The sequence below is a fragment of the Rania fehmarnensis genome (genome assembly GCF_056494185.1).
In genome coordinates this window covers 3472182-3489154 of sequence record NZ_CM151398.1, presented here as the reverse complement: position 1 = coordinate 3489154, position 16973 = coordinate 3472182, and the positions used below count along the sequence as shown (strand labels likewise).

Annotated in this window: 8 protein-coding genes; 4 read left to right on the top strand and 4 right to left on the bottom strand. The window is 54.2% G+C overall.

Translation table 11 applies throughout. The annotated features are described in order from the left end of the window. Positions 1-17: 17 nt before the first annotated feature. The gene (locus tag SH573x_RS11805; protein ID WP_479355242.1) at positions 18-2183 is read left to right on the top strand and encodes a hypothetical protein; all 2166 of its coding nucleotides are present in this window, start codon (positions 18-20) and stop codon (positions 2181-2183) included. 304 nt (positions 2184-2487) lie between these two features. Next, positions 2488-5403 (top strand): PVC-type heme-binding CxxCH protein, encoded by a 2916-nt coding sequence (locus SH573x_RS11800; protein WP_479355240.1) that lies wholly within the window; start codon positions 2488-2490, stop codon positions 5401-5403. 119 nt (positions 5404-5522) lie between these two features. Here SH573x_RS11800 and SH573x_RS11795 read toward each other — a convergent pair whose 3' ends face one another. Both SH573x_RS11795 and SH573x_RS11790 read right to left on the bottom strand, forming a co-directional pair. Beyond that, positions 5523-6683 carry a hypothetical protein gene (locus tag SH573x_RS11795; RefSeq protein ID WP_479355238.1) on the bottom strand — a complete coding sequence of 387 codons (1161 nt, stop codon included), beginning with the start codon at positions 6681-6683 and terminating at the stop codon, positions 5523-5525. Positions 6684-6842: 159 nt separating this feature from the next. Continuing rightward, the gene (locus tag SH573x_RS11790) at positions 6843-8066 is read right to left on the bottom strand and encodes a hypothetical protein (RefSeq protein WP_479355236.1); all 1224 of its coding nucleotides are present in this window, start codon (positions 8064-8066) and stop codon (positions 6843-6845) included. A gap of 179 nt (positions 8067-8245) precedes the next feature. Between SH573x_RS11790 and SH573x_RS11785 the strand changes: the two genes are divergently transcribed. After that, on the top strand, positions 8246-9127 hold the full coding sequence (locus SH573x_RS11785) for a TerC family protein (RefSeq protein WP_479355234.1): 882 nt from the start codon (positions 8246-8248) through the stop codon (positions 9125-9127). A gap of 469 nt (positions 9128-9596) precedes the next feature. Here SH573x_RS11785 and SH573x_RS11780 read toward each other — a convergent pair whose 3' ends face one another. Further along, positions 9597-9893 carry a hypothetical protein gene (locus tag SH573x_RS11780; protein WP_479355232.1) on the bottom strand — a complete coding sequence of 99 codons (297 nt, stop codon included), beginning with the start codon at positions 9891-9893 and terminating at the stop codon, positions 9597-9599. 352 nt (positions 9894-10245) lie between these two features. On the opposite strand from SH573x_RS11780, the gene SH573x_RS11775 reads away from it, so the two are divergent. Beyond that, the gene (locus SH573x_RS11775; RefSeq protein WP_479355230.1) at positions 10246-10839 is read left to right on the top strand and encodes a DUF1003 domain-containing protein; all 594 of its coding nucleotides are present in this window, start codon (positions 10246-10248) and stop codon (positions 10837-10839) included. 45 nt (positions 10840-10884) lie between these two features. On the opposite strand, the gene SH573x_RS11770 is transcribed toward SH573x_RS11775, so the two are convergent. Continuing rightward, positions 10885-16197 (bottom strand): VCBS domain-containing protein, encoded by a 5313-nt coding sequence (locus tag SH573x_RS11770; RefSeq protein ID WP_479355228.1) that lies wholly within the window; start codon positions 16195-16197, stop codon positions 10885-10887. Between the last annotated feature and the right edge of the window lie 776 nt (positions 16198-16973).

Sequence of the window (16973 nt, the reverse complement as noted above, 5' to 3'; positions counted from 1 at the left end):
GATTCGAAGGGTTTCAATTGAGTATTCAGTGGTCCTGGTCAAAAAGCTGGCTGGCTGTCGCACTAGCGCTGGCGTGGTGCGCAGTTTGCGCCGTCAACACTGGCCGTGCGGCGGATGAGACGGAAATTTGGGAATACTCGCCTTACAAAGTCGCTGTCTGGCTAGCCATCGATCCCGCGATTGATAAATCGGACATCGCGCGTGAGGAATTGACCGCAGAGATTCGCGCGGGTCTGAAACGCACCTTTGGCGCGACCTGGGCTATAGAATTTCCACCTGTACCTCCGAACATGCAGACGACGTTGGAGCGTGGGGTCGACGGCATCGCAGTGGAAGACTTCTCAGACCTCGACATGGTAATGCTGCTGGATAAAGACAACCAGGAACTAAAATCCTTGCGGGTATTTGATACCGCGCTGCAGCAGTTGCCTGCCGTCGGCATGACGATTGGGGATCACCAACAACTGCTGGTAGATACAGCGCCCTTGGCACAGTCGGAGCAGGTCACCGGTTTGTTGGGTAAGACGACGGAACTGTTCGAAGATTACGAGCAGCTGCTAGGGGCTCTGAAGTTGAATCGCATTCCGGGCGTGTTCGTCCCACGCATGCGCATGCCGCTCTTTGCCAATACCACGCGAACCATCGCCACCATGTTGCCATGGCATACAGAACGATACTTGCGAGAGTATGACAAGCTGTTCTTGATGCGTTGCCAAAGTGACGGCGATGGCTATGCGATCGAAGTGCGCGAACTGGATTGTCCGATGCGTCAGTTCGGTCCGCTGGTCAGCAAGCAGACGGCCAACTGGACTAACGTGGCGCATCTATTGTGCTCGTCCACGGTAACCGCGTTCGCGCCCGTAGCCCGTATCGAGGAAGCCAACGGCCGACTAGTTACTATGCTCAACCGGGCTGGTGGCTTGGCTGTGGGACCAAATCCTGCGGTGATTCGAGCGGGTGAAGTGTTGCAGCCGATGATTCGCCGCGAGGATCGGCGCGGCGGTGCGGTCCTGCTGGAACCCATTCCCTGGACATACATTGGTGTAACGCAGGCCGATGATGGCATCCACTTGGAAGGCACTGCGTATTCTGCCATGGGCAACGTCTTGCAAGGCAAACAAACGCGGCGTGCACAGCGCATCGCGTTACGCGTGCGACCGCTCAGCGACCATTCGGATGTCAAACTGGTTGTGCGCACCAACCCCAACGAGACGCAAGCGGGTTGCCAAATTTATCAGCGCGATTTGTTGACCGACGATATGCGATTCTTGGGACACACCGATTGGCGCGGCATCATCACAATTCAGCGAGATGATGTCCTGGGCAGCTTGGTTCCGGAAAGCATCAAGATCGCGCAAGTCAAAGCTCGACAACTAGCAGCCGCCGAAGCCGACAAAGCTGCCCTGGAAGCCGAAGTCGCTCGACGCGAAGCGGAAAAGAAAGCGGCGCAAGAGGCCAAAGAGAGTGGCACCTCAGACGAAGACGCCCGCGGTCCCGCCGGTCAACCTGCTCCAGAAGCCAAAGTTATCGAAGGTCAAGGTGCGGCAGCACCCGGCTTGGCCGATAAACCTGTACCGCTACCGCAGACCAATCAACAGGATCAGCATGTTCTCGATGCGGCGGTCCCCTTGGTGCAACCGTTGGTGCTGCTGTACGTCAAAAGCGGCGACACAGTTTTGGCTCGTCTGCCTTTGGTACCTGGGCTGAACGAAGTTGATGTGGCTGATCTGCCCAGCGACGCAGTTCGTCTAGAAGCCGAAGCCTACTTCCGCGGCTTTCAAGGTGAGGTGTTGGATCTGATCGGTCGACGCGCCATCAGCACATCGCGCATGGCTCAGCTGCTGAAGGATGGCAAGTATGCGCAAGCTGAAGAACTGATCCGCGAAGTCACGTTGATGCCCGACTACAAGACGATGTCGGATCGCATGAACTCGATTCACGAACGCATGCTAGAGGCCGCTCGCGAGCCTGGATCACAAGGTGCCAAGACTCGCATCGATAGAATGCTCAAGGACACGCGCGAGATCTTGCAGAAGCATGTCGAGAGAGATTTACCTCAGCAGTTTCGGGCTGATATGGAAGCGGCCAGGGCCCGCTCTGCTCAAGAGGATCAAGAGGCAGCCGATCGCGCCGCCGCCGCGGAGGCCGCAGCCGCCGCCAAAGCGGCTGCCGACAAGAAATGATAGGCGGATCTTATGAGACTAAGCACATCGACACGTCCAATTCGGGATTAGGGCACTAACAGGATTCCTGATGATGTCGAAGTTAGAGCTTTGGTCAATAAACGACGTTCGGATTGCCGGTCCAGTTGGATACGAGCAATGCTTGTTGCCAGGCAGTAGTCCCACACCACCGCTTTTCGTCCTGATTTCGACCTCATCTGTCCGCAGAGCGCACCTTCGATTTTTTGTCTTAGATTGTCTGGTTCGTTCTGAACTTAAGTCCCCCTGATACGAAAAGTGCCCTAATCCCGAATTGGACGTGTCGATGCGCTTAGTCACTCCCCTTGCGCTCTTCGTAGCCTTATCCGTAGTCGCCTTATCGGTATCGGCCAGGGCCGACGATTTCCCGCCGATTAAGAACAGTCCCGCTGAAGCTCACCTGGCTCCGATGCCAGCCGATCAGGCAGCCGCGAGCATGAAAGTGCCCGCGGGATTCAAGGTTGATCTCTTCGCCAGCGAACCCGAGGTTCAAAACCCTATCGCCTTAGCGCTCGACTCGCGCTCCCGCGTGTGGATCGCAGAGAACTTCACTTACTCTGATCGCACTCAGCGATTTGACATGACGATGCGCGATCGTGTGCTGATCTTTGAAGATACCGATGGTGATGGCCGGTCCGACAGTCGACGCGTTTTTACCGACCAGGTACAAATGCTGACCAGTGTCGAGCTTGGTCGCGGGGGAGTGTGGCTGATGTGCCCACCCCAGTTGCTGTTTATTCCAGACGCCAATGGCGATGACCAGCCTGATGGCCCGGCCCAAGTTGTCCTGGATGGTTTCGATGTAGCGCAAGACAACTACCACAACTTTGCCAATGGTCTCAGTTGGGGGCCCGATGGTTGGCTATACGGACGATGTGGTCACTCTTGCCCAGGTTGGATTGGCCCACCCGGTACGCCGCGCGAACAACGCGTGCCCATCGATGGCGGGCTGTGGCGCTATCATCCTGAGCATAAGAAAGTTGAAGTGCTCTGTCATGGCACTGTGAACCCGTGGGGACATGACTGGGATGAGCATGGTGAACTGTTCTTTATCAACACCGTCATTGGGCACTTGTGGCACATGCTGCCCGGCGCACATATGAAAGAATCATTCGGCGAGAGTATGAACCCGGATGTTTACGAGCGCATGGAGATGATCGCTGATCATTATCACTTCGACACGAAAGGTACCTGGTCGGAAAGTCGAGATGGACTGGCCAACGATTTGGGCGGTGGCCATGCGCATATCGGGGCTGCCATTTATAAAGGTGATCAATGGCCCGCGGAATATCATGGTCGTTTGCTGACCATCAATATGCATGGTCGGCGCATCAATACAGAGCGACTTGAGCGCAGCGGGGCAGGGTACGTCGGTAGGCACCAGAAAGATTTGCTGATCGCTGAAGATCCTTTTTTTCGCGGCCTCGATCTACGTTTCAATCAGACAGGCCAGGCCTTAATCATCGATTGGAGCGACACGGGCGAATGCCATGAAAGTACCGGGGTTCATCGCACCAGCGGCCGCATTTACCAGCTCAGCTACCAAGCCACCAAGCCTTCATCGAACACACCAACATCGGATGCGGCCGTCGATGAAGCGAGTGAGGTGGCAAGACGACTCAAGGCCATTTGGGCTACTTACCGCAGCGGTTCGCTCACACGCGAGCAACTGCTGGCCATGTTGGATGACCGTGATGAACATATACGCGTGTGGGGTATTCGCCTGCTAACCGACTTGTGGCCGCTGGACACCATCCTGGGACCGCAGACACACGCGCAGTATCCGCCGGATGTTGCCAGCAGTCTCGAGCAATTACTTCAAATGGCTAAGAGCGATACATCAGGATTGGTCCAGTTGACGTTGGCGTCGGTACTGCAGCGTCTGCCGATCGAACTGCGAAGCAAGTTGGGGCAAGCTATAGCGTCGCATGTGGAATATGCAGAGGATCGCGACTTGCCCTTGTTGGTATGGTATGGTCTGGCGCCACTGGGTAGTGCCTATCCGCAGGAACTGGTAGAAGTGGCTCGCGCCAGTCGCTGGCCCAAATTGCATCGCTTTATCGCCCGCAAATTGGCGACGTCCGGATTGAGGACACCGACGTCCATCGAAGCCCTCATGCTTGTAGCCCGGGATTTACCAGACGCATCGCAACAACAAGTGGTGCTTGGTATGGGCGAAGCCTATCAAGGCATGCGCCAGGTCGCTAAGCCGCGCGGCTGGGATGCGCTGGCCGCACAGCCAGGTGTAGCGCGAGCGGATGAAGTCCTGCGCAAGTTGAATACGCTCTTTGGCGATGGACAGTCGCTGGACGAGATTCGAGCATTAGTGGTCAACAATCGAGCCGAGATGGTGACGCGGCAACGCGCCTTGGAGACGCTGATCGATCTACGGGCCAGCGACCTGCGCAGCCTGTGTGAAAGCGTCCTCGATGTTCGCATACTAAACGCCACCGCAGTCAAAGGTCTGGCGCTGGTCAACGATCCGGCCGTAGGACGCGCGATTGCTTTGAAGTTTAAACGCTTTCAACCCGAAGATCGCTTGTCAGTTATTGAAACACTGGTATCGCGAGCGACATTCGCGCGCGAGCTGTTGAAAGTTATGGCACAAAAGAATTCACCGATCGCTGCAGCGGACTTGAATGCCTTCCATGCGCGTCAAATTCTTTCTTTGAACGATCCGCAGTTGGCTGAAGAGTTGGCCGAGGTCTGGGGACAACTGCGTGATACGCCCATAGAACGTCGCGAACTGATCACCAAGCTGAAAGGGCAGCTTACGCCGGATGAATTGCGCCAAGCTGATCTGCCGGCTGGGCGACAACTATTCAACAAGAGCTGCAGCCAGTGTCACGTCTTATATGGCCATGGCAAACCCATTGGCCCGGAACTGACCGGCTCGCAACGCACCAACCTGGATTATCTGCTTGAGAACATCGTGGATCCCAGCGCCGTGGTGGGCAAGAACTACCACATGTCCAAAGTTCTAACCGACGACGGTCGCGTCGTTAGCGGCTTGATCGTTAGTCGCAGTGCACAGTCGCTGGTCATCCAAACACAAACCGCTCAAGAAACCATATCGCTTGAAGATATTGAGCGAATCGAAGAAACAACGCAGTCTCCGATGCCTGAGGGTATTTTAGAGACGCTCAGCAGTGAACAAGTTCGCGATCTGATAGCGTACTTGATGCACCCAAGCCAGGTGTGAACTCTTCCGTAGCCGATCTCGCCAGAGATTGGATAAGCGTCTCGGATGCTAATCCAAAGTCTGGCGACTTCGGCTACGGGGTGTTCATCCAAAGTCTGGCGACTTCGGCTACAGAGGTTCTACACCTGTTGCTGGCGTTCGATGGAGTACAGGTTCAGCTCACCGATCAGGTTGGGTGCCAGCAAGTCGGTTATGAAAGTGTCATAGCCTGCGTCACCGTAGATGTTAGCTTGGTCGATGAAGCTGCCTCGGAAGTCGAAGTAGTCATCGCCGGAATTGCCGAAGGCAAACAACACATCGATGTCGGATTGACGTAGTGCCAAGCGATCATTGCCTACCCCCAACTGAATGTCGGCTCGCGGTCCGCGAACGTTGTCCAGGGAAACACGATCCGCACCGTCAGCGGTGTTGATGTTCAAGTTGCCCGCATAGGTGTTGCGCAGAGCGACCAGATCATCACCGCCTTCGGTGATCACTTGCAGAAGCGCAATGGCTCGACCGTCGTTGATATTTATCTGATCATTTTGCGGAGAGCCGTATATGAAGACATTGGAGTTTGCGCGGAAGCTGTTCAGAGTGGCAGTTAAGGGGCCACCAGCGTCATCGATGATCAGATTGGTGCCAGTGATCACCGCCTTGGCTGAAATAGAGTCTGCGCCATTGCCGGGAACAATCGTCAACGCACCGCCGACGTCAATGCGCTGCGCGGTGTCGGCCAGCGTGGCCCCATCCACTCCGGGTAACAACTCAATGTTGTCATTGCCTTCGCCCGTGTCAATAACCATCGAACCTGCAACATATACCGACTGCAATCGGATATCGTCGTTGCCACCAATGCCTAAAATGTTGAAGTTCTGCGCGACGCTCAAACGGACAGCCACGCTATTGCCAAAGCGAGTTTCTCCGGCATCTTGTAAGCCGGCCACTAGTTCATCGTTGCCTTCACCCAAGTTGACGTTGAGCGTTTGGAGTTGCAAGCGAGTTACGCGTACCTGGTCGTCACCGCCGTTCATCACGACGAAAACACTACCGGAGAAGTTGGCTGATTGAAACGAGCCATTAGGCGTGCCGTTGATACTAGTGGGTTGAGCCGATGCATCATTGAATCCATTAACGCGGATGCCACCGCTGCCATTGGATTCAATGGAGATCGTATTCGACAGACCATCTCCAGTGACATATAAGTTGTCTCCGCTTCGCGAGACAGCGACGTCTCCGGCTAAGAGGCGACGGTTTTCCAGATTCTCAACAAACAGGCTGCGAGCCAACCGCTTCAGCATTGTAGTTACTCCTTTGAGGTGGGAACAAACGCAGTCGTGTGGGTAAAACTTGATTGACCAACTTGGTCAGCGACTGGTCGGTTCGGCCACCTTGCAAAGGTCGCGCCTGTATTCACCGAGTGAGTTCTCTAAGCACCTGATGTTCTGGTGATTATCAGACTACTGGCATAGTGCTCGATATCGATTCAATTCCGCAGCGCCAATCTGTTGGCGTTTGATGCGGATGCGATCATAGCGATAGTCGCCGAATATCTGCGTAGCGTAAGTTAGATAAAGCCAATGCTCGTGCTCTCCGTGGCTTTCGACATAAGCGACGGGCACTTGGTTGGCTTGCGCGTCATCGTCGCGTTCAATAAAGCCAACAGGCACCCAGTCGATACCGTTTAGCGAAACTGCCTGGCAGATTTTGCGCGAAGCCCATGAGGCCAAAAACTTGGTTTGGGCTGGATCGGTGGGACGTTTAGGCTGATACCCCGTTGGGTCGGCGAAAGCGATGTAGACATCTTCGATCTTAATGACATCGGGATTTGGAAAGTTGCCCAGGCACATATTGTCGGCGCCTCGGATAACTTTCCAATCGGCCGGTTGTTTGAAGTCGCCGAGGTTTTCCGCGTAACACATACCCATATCACGTCCGTCCCAGGCATCGAACCATAGTTGCCATTTGTTCTCGCTTCTCAGCAGCGACGGTCGATGGTACGCGCCGGAGGGAGGCATGAAATCACCTGCCCTAGCCGGGGCTTGTCCGATGTTCTGATGGTCGATCAGAATCGGCGCGGAGGTTAACTGCCACTGCAAGCCATCTTTGGACGTGGCCCCCATGATGCAGTTCAGATCGGAGTCTCTATCACCAGGCTTGCCAAACGGTATGCGATCTTGATTAAAACCGGTGGCGCTGTAGGCCATCACCAGTTGATCGCCGTGCTTGACGACAGATGGATCGCCATTGTGCCACGAGTTGTAGATTTCATCTTCGGCGATGATAACTGGTCGCCATTGGGTTGGCTGCTGGCCATCGTCCCAACGATCTTCACCACAGTAAACTTGCCAGGGACCTTCCAAGCGGGCCGCACGAGCTGCAAAGATCATGTCGCAACCACGGTTGAGCCCCAAACTTCTGTTACAGTCCTCGGCGACCCACCCGAAGAACCAGCCGCGATATGGGTAGTGCGCGTCGGTAGGCTCCTTCAAGATGGTCAGGTGGTACATATTGTGGAAGTTGCGAATCAGATCGCCGCCAACTTGCTCCCAGTGGTTCGACTGATCGACGTGTCGACCAAAGGAGTGACCATCGACGGTTTTCGACTTGCCGTCTGCTTGAGCTTGGACGGTACTGGTCAACAGCAGCGCAGCCACGCAGCTTATGGCCAAGTTTCTTAACATGGTTGATGCCTCAGCGTTTTAGTGAACAAATCGGGCGGCGTGGCAATATACCAGTTCCAGTGAAGCGATTCTCCAGTGAAGAGATTCTAAGCCCGGCAACGGTTCGGGTTACCGTTTCGTCAAGGAATTGCTATATTTGTGACTCGTTGTGGCAAAGTTTCTTCCGCCGAGGTTTCTTGATGACATTGATGTTGTTGGCCGACAGTTTCTCTTCGTTATTCACCCTGCATGCCCTCCAGGTGGTGGCAGCGCTGGTAGTGATCGAGGGACTATTGTCAGTCGATAACGCTTTGGCTATCGCGGCGATGGCCAGCCATTTGGATGAGAAGAAACGCAAAATTGCGATGACGATCGGCTATGCCGGGGCGTATGGCTTTCGGATTATTGCCTTGTTCCTGGCCGGCGTGATCATCAACAATCACTTCCTGATGGCGATCGGCGCGGCCTATTTGATCTGGCTGATGTGTGACCATTTCGCCGAGGATGAACAGGCAGAAGAGCATGGCCAGCAAGGCGGAAAAGTGCCGCACAGTTTCGGGCGGACTATCGCCATGATCGCGTTTCTGGACCTAAGTCTGAGTTTCGATAACGTAGTCGCAGCCGTGGCTTTCGCTCGTGATAACATTTACCTGGTGTATCTCGGAGTGACCATCGGGATCATCACGTTGCGCCTGGTAGCGGGTTACTGCATTAAACTGCTAGAGAAACATCCATGGCTGGAACATACCGCGTTTCTCTTGGTCGGCTTCGTTGGACTGTTGCTGACCGTTGAATTGAACTGGGACACTTTCGTCAAACGCGAAGTGTTTCTCGGCAATTACCCGATCATTCACGAAGACTCAGGGCACTTTCACTTTCAAAAGCCCGTGAAGTTCGCTGGTATTTTTACGATTATCTTCGGGCATATCTTGTACGAAAGAGTACCCGCCTTTCGCGCGGTCATTCGCCCGTTTGCGGTCCTGATGCGACATGTCTTGGCCGCCGTCGCGCGGACCATGAACTTGCTATTCATGACGCTAACCTGGCCGATCCGCGCCCTCTATTCTCGCGCCCGCGGCTAACGGTTCTTTGGAGTGCTGTGGCGCAGCCACAGCTTTGATGTAATAACCAAACTGTACCGCAGCCTGCACGAACCATTAGTCATGAACGAATCCTCATGCGTGCAGAGATCGTACAGCTATTGACTATCGAAATACCATGGCCTTAGGGTGGCACTGGCTATGCGCAGCATTGCCAGTGCATGGAACGAAGTGGTGCGGTTGGCGAGCCTGCTGAGCAGCCAATGTAAGCGAAGTTATGCTGGCTACTCTGGAGGGACGCTACTGTGACCGGTTTGCTCATTCGGGAATGAACCGCCGTTGGGCGCTCACAAACTTCGCTTTCCTTGGTTTATGCAGCCGCAGACCGAATATCGATCGCTTCGTTCTGAGCACTGGCAATGCTGCGCATAGCCAGTGCCACCCAGCACCCTAAACGCCATGCTTGCAGATACTTGAGTTAGAGGGTGCTAAGCGGCTGGGGACAGCCGCTCTACATCAAAGCGGTGCCGCCGGCACCGCACTCCAAAGGGCCGACGACTTGCCACCTGAAGCGGCGTCCGTCTAATTCCAAGCAACTCTTGCCGGCCCGCAGGGCGGATTGTATTTCGCTCAAAATGTGATCGGTCTCGGAACCACTTTGGCCCAGCTGAATTGAACAGCATTCCGATATCGTACGGTTTTCGACCATACAGCTTCCCACCCAGTTCAGGTCGCGGTACAAATCGATCTGGTGGCGAGTATTGCAGGTTGCCAGCATGGTAGTCGAGTCAGCGTCAACGGTTTTCATGGGTGGTCGTTCCTACGGTGGGTAAAGGGGATTGTACCCATACTCATAGACGTAGCCGTTTGCCAAAACGAAAGGACCAGGCTCCACGAAAGGGAGAATTTTCTCAGCCAACGTGGGACTTCAGGACGGCTCTACAGTAACTAGTGCGCAAAAACACCTAACCTTTCAATCAAATGAAGGAATTTTCTTCCAGCCGCGCAATACCGCCTGAGATATTAGATATGCCCTTAGGTCAGTTGAGGGCAGGTCAGCACAGGCGTGAGGAATTGGCATCCGTTTTGATCTGGTTCGTTCTGGGCGGGCCCAAGACCTAAGTCAGAAAAAACGTCAGTACAGAGATATATAGGAGTCGATGGTGAGCAAAAAATCCCACATTTCAAGATCCAACACCCAGCGTCGGGTAAGCGATCTGGTTTCCAAGAGCACTCCCGAATTGGCAGCCGTCATTGAAAAAAACATGCAGGCGATCGACGCGCACCGCCAGGAGGCCGAACGTTTGCGGTCGACGCAAGACCGAATCGCAGACGCGATCACTTATTTCACAGGCAGTATGCCGTTTGTCTACCTGCACATCGTACTTTTTGCTGGCTGGATTATGGCGAACCTCGGTTTGTTCCACTTGCCAGCTTTCGATCCGTATCCCTACGGCATGCTGACCACAATCGTTTCGCTGGAAGCGATCTTTCTATCCACCTTTGTGTTGGTCAGTCAGAATCGCCAGGCTCACATTGCAGACCGCCGAACCGAACTCGATCTGCATATCAACCTGCTGTCGGAGTACGAGATCACGCGCATTCTGATTCTGTCGCATGAACTAGCTAAGCGGCTACAGATTCATACGCACGCCAAAGGCTTGGCAGAGCTAGAAAAAGACATTCGTCCCGAAGTCCTGCTGAAGGAGCTGGAGAGCCGAGCTGAAGAAGCTAACAAGCAGCCACATGCGTAGGTCGACTTCGAAGAAGTCGACCTACGATGGGCATTGGCCATCAGATTAGATGTCGGTGACTTTCTCGTTGTAAGCACCGAAGATAGTATCGCGAGCTGAGCCCGTGCGGCGAGCGAAGAACCAATCGGCCCCCAGCGAACCGGTGAGCGTATCCTCAGCCGAATCGTTCAATACGGTACTGGTATTGAGCTCTGGAGCAAGGTTATTGATGCGATTGTTGTAAGACGAGTTGGCGTTCCACTTGTTCAGAATGGAGAACAGGGTATCGACATTGTTCTCGTGCGTGCTCTGCCCGCCGATCATAATGTCGCCACCAGCTACGCCAAAGAGTTTGTCCTTGCCTTGCCCCCCGATCAGGACATCGCGGTTCAGACCGCCATAGATCCAATCGTCACCGGCGCCACCTGAGACAATCGAACGACCGCTGCCAGCGTACAGTTTGTCGTTACCGTCTCCACCATTGATCAACGTTGGCGTCAAGATGAACGGACTGACAATTACCGTATCGTTGCCGGACTGGGCGTAGACCACGATCCGCGCCAGCGACTGGCTGTACCTGGTCTTCGACCCGTTGATATTGACTTCCACACCGGTGAAGGTTCTATCAACTTTGATGGTATCGGAACCGGTGGTGCCACCCACAACCAGGACGCTACCAGCCGATGTCGACTGAATAGCTGTTGAACTGACCGATACACTCTTGGAAACTACGTTGCTGGTCGCACCACCTTGATCAGTGGCGACCAGTTTGACGGTGAAGTTGGCCGCGCGAGTATAGGTGTGAGTCACAATGACCCCAGAACCATTACCGGCTGTGGCGGGCACAATCGTATCAGGTGTGCCATCTCCCCAAATCACTTTGTAGGTAAAGCCCACAGCGCGATCAGCCGCCGAATCATTGGCCTTGAGAGTAAAGCTCAGTTCTTGACCACGCACGCCACGGGCTGGAGCCGTTAGGCTGGCGATGGGTTGCGTATTGCCAGTCGCATCCGTTACGCCCGTGATCGTGATGTCGATGACTTGCGACGCTGTGCCGTCTTGCGACTGGACAGTCAACGTATCATGAACAACCTGACCGGTCGTCAATGCATTGGTATCGGGATCAGCATTGTTGAGAACATAAGTCCACTGACCAGTGGCGGCATCAAAGGTGAAACTACCATAAGTGCCCACTAGCGACGCTGGCGTTTGGAACGTGGCAGGTGAATCCGCATCGGCAACATCCAAGTCGCCGCTCACACTGTTTACAGCCGCATCTTCAACCAGCGAACCAGTTGAGGTGCCCGTAATCGTGGCCGCGTCGTTGCTACCGGTGATGGTGACAGCGATCGTGGCTTGGGCACTTCCATCGACGGTCGTTACGACCAATGAATCTTCAACCGATTGTTCCGCGGCTAAAGCATTGGTATCTGCGTCAGCATTATCGAGCGCATAACCCCAAACGCCGGTTTCCGCATCGAAGGTGAACAAACCATAGGTACCTTGAAGCGCCACGGCGTCAGGTGCCTGGAAGCCCGTTGGCGAATCTACGTCGCTAACGTCCAGATCACCTGAGGCGCTGGAAGGTGCCGCATCTTCAATCACCTCGCCGGTCAACAGACCAGTGATAGTGGCTGCATCGTTGGCACCGGTGATCGTCACCACGATGTCCACCGACGCGGTGCCATCACTCGACTGAACGGTGATGACGTCTTGAACAACTTCGCCCGCTTCCAAGGCGTCGGTGTCTGGATCCAAGTTGTCCAGGTTGTACGACCACTCACCCGTAGTCGTGTTAAAGTTGAAGAAGCCATAAACTGCCGTCAGGCTGACAGGTTCGCTGAAGTTCAGTGGCGAATCCACATCTTCTACCGACAGTTGGCCCGTCAATAAACTTTCTTCACCATCTTCGACCAGCTCGCCGGTTGAAGTACCCGTGATGGTAGCTGTATCGTTGGCCCCGGTGATCGTCACAGTAATAATGGCACTGGCCGTACCGTCCAGCGAGGTCACCGTCAGGGTATCGACGACGACTTCCTCAGCAGCCAACGCATTGGTGTCGCTATCGAGATTATCGAGCGCGTAACTCCAAATGCCGGTTGCCGAATCAAACGTGAACTCGCCGTAAGTGCCCACCAGCGTAGCGGGTGTCTCGAAGACGTCTTCGCCTGCGTCAGCGTCGCTTACTTCCAGGTCGCCACCAACAATCGACGTCTCATCATCTTCAGTTACGCTGCCTGAGTCAGAGCCTGTAATGGTTGCCGGCGAATTAACGAAGACTGTCAGAGGAGTTTGAGTAAAGACAACTTCGCCATCGGCGACGAAACTTAGGCCAGTCGGAAAGGCTAGCGGATCATCAGGATCCAAGGCGGCATCGATCTCGATTCCGTCAATACGGAACCTTTGCACGCCGCCACCGGCGACCTGGAGTGAAACATCCAGCGATTCAAAGTCGAAAACATCGCCAGCGTCGAGGGTAGCTACTTGAACAAACACACCCAAGTTAGCGGGATCTTCGACAAGCAGCGTAAAGGTATCGTCGCCGTAGCCTGCAAAGACTTCAACTTCGGCAAAGCTCGGGCCGCTGGTGACTTGATATTCGTAACCTGTGGCCACCAGCGGATCGTAAGTTCGGCGGACGCGTCGCTCAACTACATCGGTGAAGGTAAACGATCCATCTGAACCGCCACCACCTTCATCTGGTAGAACCACCGCTTGCACGCTCAAGCGATAGTCTTCGACTTCACCATCGAGTGCTTCACCGGCTGGGCCTAGATTTGCCTGGCTGGATAGACGGAATCGAGCGTAGGCGTCGGTGAGCGCCCCAACTGTGGCAGGCACCGCAAACGTCAGTTCGTTCACCCCAGCCACGACCGGCTGCGCAGTAAAGATCTGCTCGCCTGCATCATCCCAATCACGGTCGGCATTGAAGTCGATCCAAGCGTTGATAAAGCCGGCGCCCGAACTCGTTACATTGACGCGGGCCAAAAAGCCTGAGGCGGCCGTGGCGAAGACAATGCCGTTTTCGTCGTCATTAAAGTCGAAACTGTCATCACCTGAAGCACTGGGGTCGGTGAAACCATCCGCATCGGCATCAATCGGCGCCCATCCAAATTGAGTAGAGTCGCCAAAGAACAAGTTCGAGAGCAAATGCCGCGCACCGTCATTCTCCAACAAAGTCGGATAGACCGCTGGGTTGGCATCTGTCGGTGCCACGTATGCGTCTCCGAAGTCGTATAAAACCTCGTAGGCTCCAATATCAAACGGCTCAAAACGCCCAAACTGTCGCTGATCAGTACTTTCAGCCAACGAATTGCCAGCATCGATGGCGGGACTGCCAGGCAATAAGGCGTGTGTAAACGTGGGCCCACCATTGTCCGACAGCGGTCCGATCAGCGGATCATCATTGATCAAGTTGTTCGCGGTAAAGGAAGCGGGCGATGCAAACGAACCTGACACATTATTGGAGGCGTTGCCAACTGAATTGAGCGAGACGATGGTGTTGGAAACGGTGGGTAGGAACACCGTGTTAACGTTAATACCGGCTCCGACGCCGTTTTCATTACCATCAATGCCCGCTTGATTATTGACGACCGTACTGGAACGCAGTTCCACTATGCCTACTGTAATTTCGGACGGACCAAAATAGATTCCGCCGCCATCATCATCGGCCCGATTCCCGGAGGCGGTCAAGTTCGACATGAAGACGCCATCGCTAACCCAAATGGCTCCCCCGTCTGCCAGGCCATCGAAGCCTTCTCCTTTTTCAGTTGCGTTGTTGGTGAACAACGATTCTTCCAGATAGGTGGCTGCAAAGCTTGCACTTCCAAGACCTGCGCCCCGTGACAGAACTCCACCACCGAATGCACTACCTGCGGTAGAGCTACCACTTCCGCCGACAGACAAATTGTCGCTAATGGTTGACGTGGTAACAGAAATACCGAACAGAGCATTGCTCCAGATTGCTCCCCCTTCGCCATTGCCGCCGATATCGCCATCGCCACCTTGCGCGACGTTTCCGGAAAAAGTCGAATTGTCAGCTTGGAAACTAGCATTCGCATAGATGGCTCCACCAAGTCCAAAGCCAGCTTCGGTGTCGGAGTTACCGCCGCGAGCCGTGTTGTTCCTCAATTGGGAACGGTTAAAGTATGCGGTCCCGCCCAGCCCAACAAACACTGCTCCACCGCGGCCGTCTTGGTTACTTGCACCTTGCGCCACATTGCCTTCGAAAAGTGACTCAAACGCATCCAAATTGGCAAATGCAAACTCGCCTTCCAAGTAGATTGCTCCACCAGCGCGGGCAGTGTTGTTCAGTAGGCTGCTGTTGCGAACCCGGACCGTGTCTCCGAAGGAGTAGGCTGCACCGCCAAAGCCGCCGGCACTATTGCCTGAGACGATCGACGAATTGAATTCGAGGCTTTCTAATAGAATTTGACCTTCGTTCTCGACATAAACAGCCCCGCCATCAACGGCTGCCTGGTTATTGGTCACAAAACTGTTGTTGAACTCGACGTGATCGTTGACCGAGTAGACCGCACCACCGGAGCCACTTTCGGCGATGTTATTGTTAAACGTAGAATCAGTCACAATCAACGTCGTATTGGGGAATGATTGTTGTGGTTCGCTGACCGTGTACACCGCACCAGCATTTTGAAAGGCGAAATTACCCTCAACGGTACTGCCGTCAAGAATTTCAACGTGTCCATAGCTGTTGAAGATCGCACCCCCAGTGATCGCCGAGTTGTTCGTTATCTGGGTATTGGTGATGATCAACGGCACATAACCGATAATAGCATTTTCAAACGAATCGAAAATGACTTCTTGATTGTCGTGGAAAATGGCCCCGCCACGACCTGCGCTGTTAGAGTTGAGAATAGCGTTGTTGATCGTCAGGTCGGTGCTGTTGTTGTAGATTGCCCCGCCATCGCCCTCGAAATTACCACCATTGCCATTCTGCAAAGTCAAACCATCAAAGAGTACTCTAGTGTCCTGTTCTTCAGATGGATCTACAAACAGCTCGAACAGGCGAACCTCATTGCCACCGTCAATGGTTAGCTCGGTCGCACCTGGGCCAACAATATCCACCGAGCCGAAAACAAATAATGTGTTCTGCAATTCAATGGTTTCCGGCGTCGACTCAAATGCGAATTCAATTCTGTCGGCACCAGGGTTGTTGTTGGCTTGGTTAATCGCCGAACGCAAGGTCACGATACCGGGATCGTCCGTTTCGATGTCGAGCGGACTATTGACGACATAAGTCGCCATTAGATTTCGCACTTCGAGGTTTTCAACATTGAGCAAGCGGCGGCGCTTGGAACGCAACTGCTTCTCACTTAAACCACGACTCTTACTGGAGATGAAACTCTTTCGAAAACTCATAACGGGCGCCTCGCTTGGGGAAGTTGAGGTGGGAGAAATGCTGTTTCAACAGAGAAGTTGAAGGCGGCAAGATCTTACTACTTACCCCCCCAGTTGAAAAGCGGGTGCGATTCGCCATAACCATGTTACTAAACCCAACACTCTACATTTGTACACCTAGTTTCCCAGTAGGGCGAAGGTCTGAGCCCTCCCGGCCTTGCGCGTGGAGCAGCTGTCCTCAGCTGCTCAGAACCCTCTAACAGAAGCTTCTTCCGACCGGATGACCTGCGTTGCAGTTGGTTCGGACTAGCGTTGCAGGTTTACGACTTGCCGGGTGCTAAATGTAGAGCAGCTGTCCTCAGCTGCTCAGAACCCTCTAACCAAAGCTTCTTCCGACCGGATAACCTGCGTTGCAGGTAGTTCGCACCAACGTGACAGGTTTACGACTTGCCGAGTGCCAAATGTAGAGCAGCTGTCCTCAGCTGCTCAGAACCCTCTAACCAAAGCTTCTTCCGACCGGATAACCTGCGTTGCAGGTAGTTCGCACCAACGTGACAGGTTTACGACTTGCCGGGTGCTAAATGTAGAGCAGCTGTTCTCAGCTGCTCAGAACCCTCTAACCAACGCTTCTTCCGACCCGATGACCTGCGTTGCAGCTGGTTCGGACTAGCGTGACAGGTTTACAACTTGCCGGGTGCTGAGCGGCTGGGGACAGCCGCTCTACAACTTAGCGGTGTTGGGCTCAGCACCCGCTTTCCGCTATAATTTGCCGCACGGCTATTCACCTTTAATGTAAT

Coding starts and splice junctions, on each gene's coding strand:
- SH573x_RS11800 (WP_479355240.1), top strand. CDS start 2,488: ATGCGCTTAGTCACTCCCCTTGCGCTCTTCGTAGCCTTATCCGTAGTC.
- SH573x_RS11795 (WP_479355238.1), bottom strand. CDS start 6,683: ATGCTGAAGCGGTTGGCTCGCAGCCTGTTTGTTGAGAATCTGGAAAAC.
- SH573x_RS11790 (WP_479355236.1), bottom strand. CDS start 8,066: ATGTTAAGAAACTTGGCCATAAGCTGCGTGGCTGCGCTGCTGTTGACC.
- SH573x_RS11785 (WP_479355234.1), top strand. CDS start 8,246: ATGACATTGATGTTGTTGGCCGACAGTTTCTCTTCGTTATTCACCCTG.
- SH573x_RS11780 (WP_479355232.1), bottom strand. CDS start 9,893: ATGAAAACCGTTGACGCTGACTCGACTACCATGCTGGCAACCTGCAAT.
- SH573x_RS11775 (WP_479355230.1), top strand. CDS start 10,246: ATGGTGAGCAAAAAATCCCACATTTCAAGATCCAACACCCAGCGTCGG.
- SH573x_RS11770 (WP_479355228.1), bottom strand. CDS start 16,197: ATGAGTTTTCGAAAGAGTTTCATCTCCAGTAAGAGTCGTGGTTTAAGT.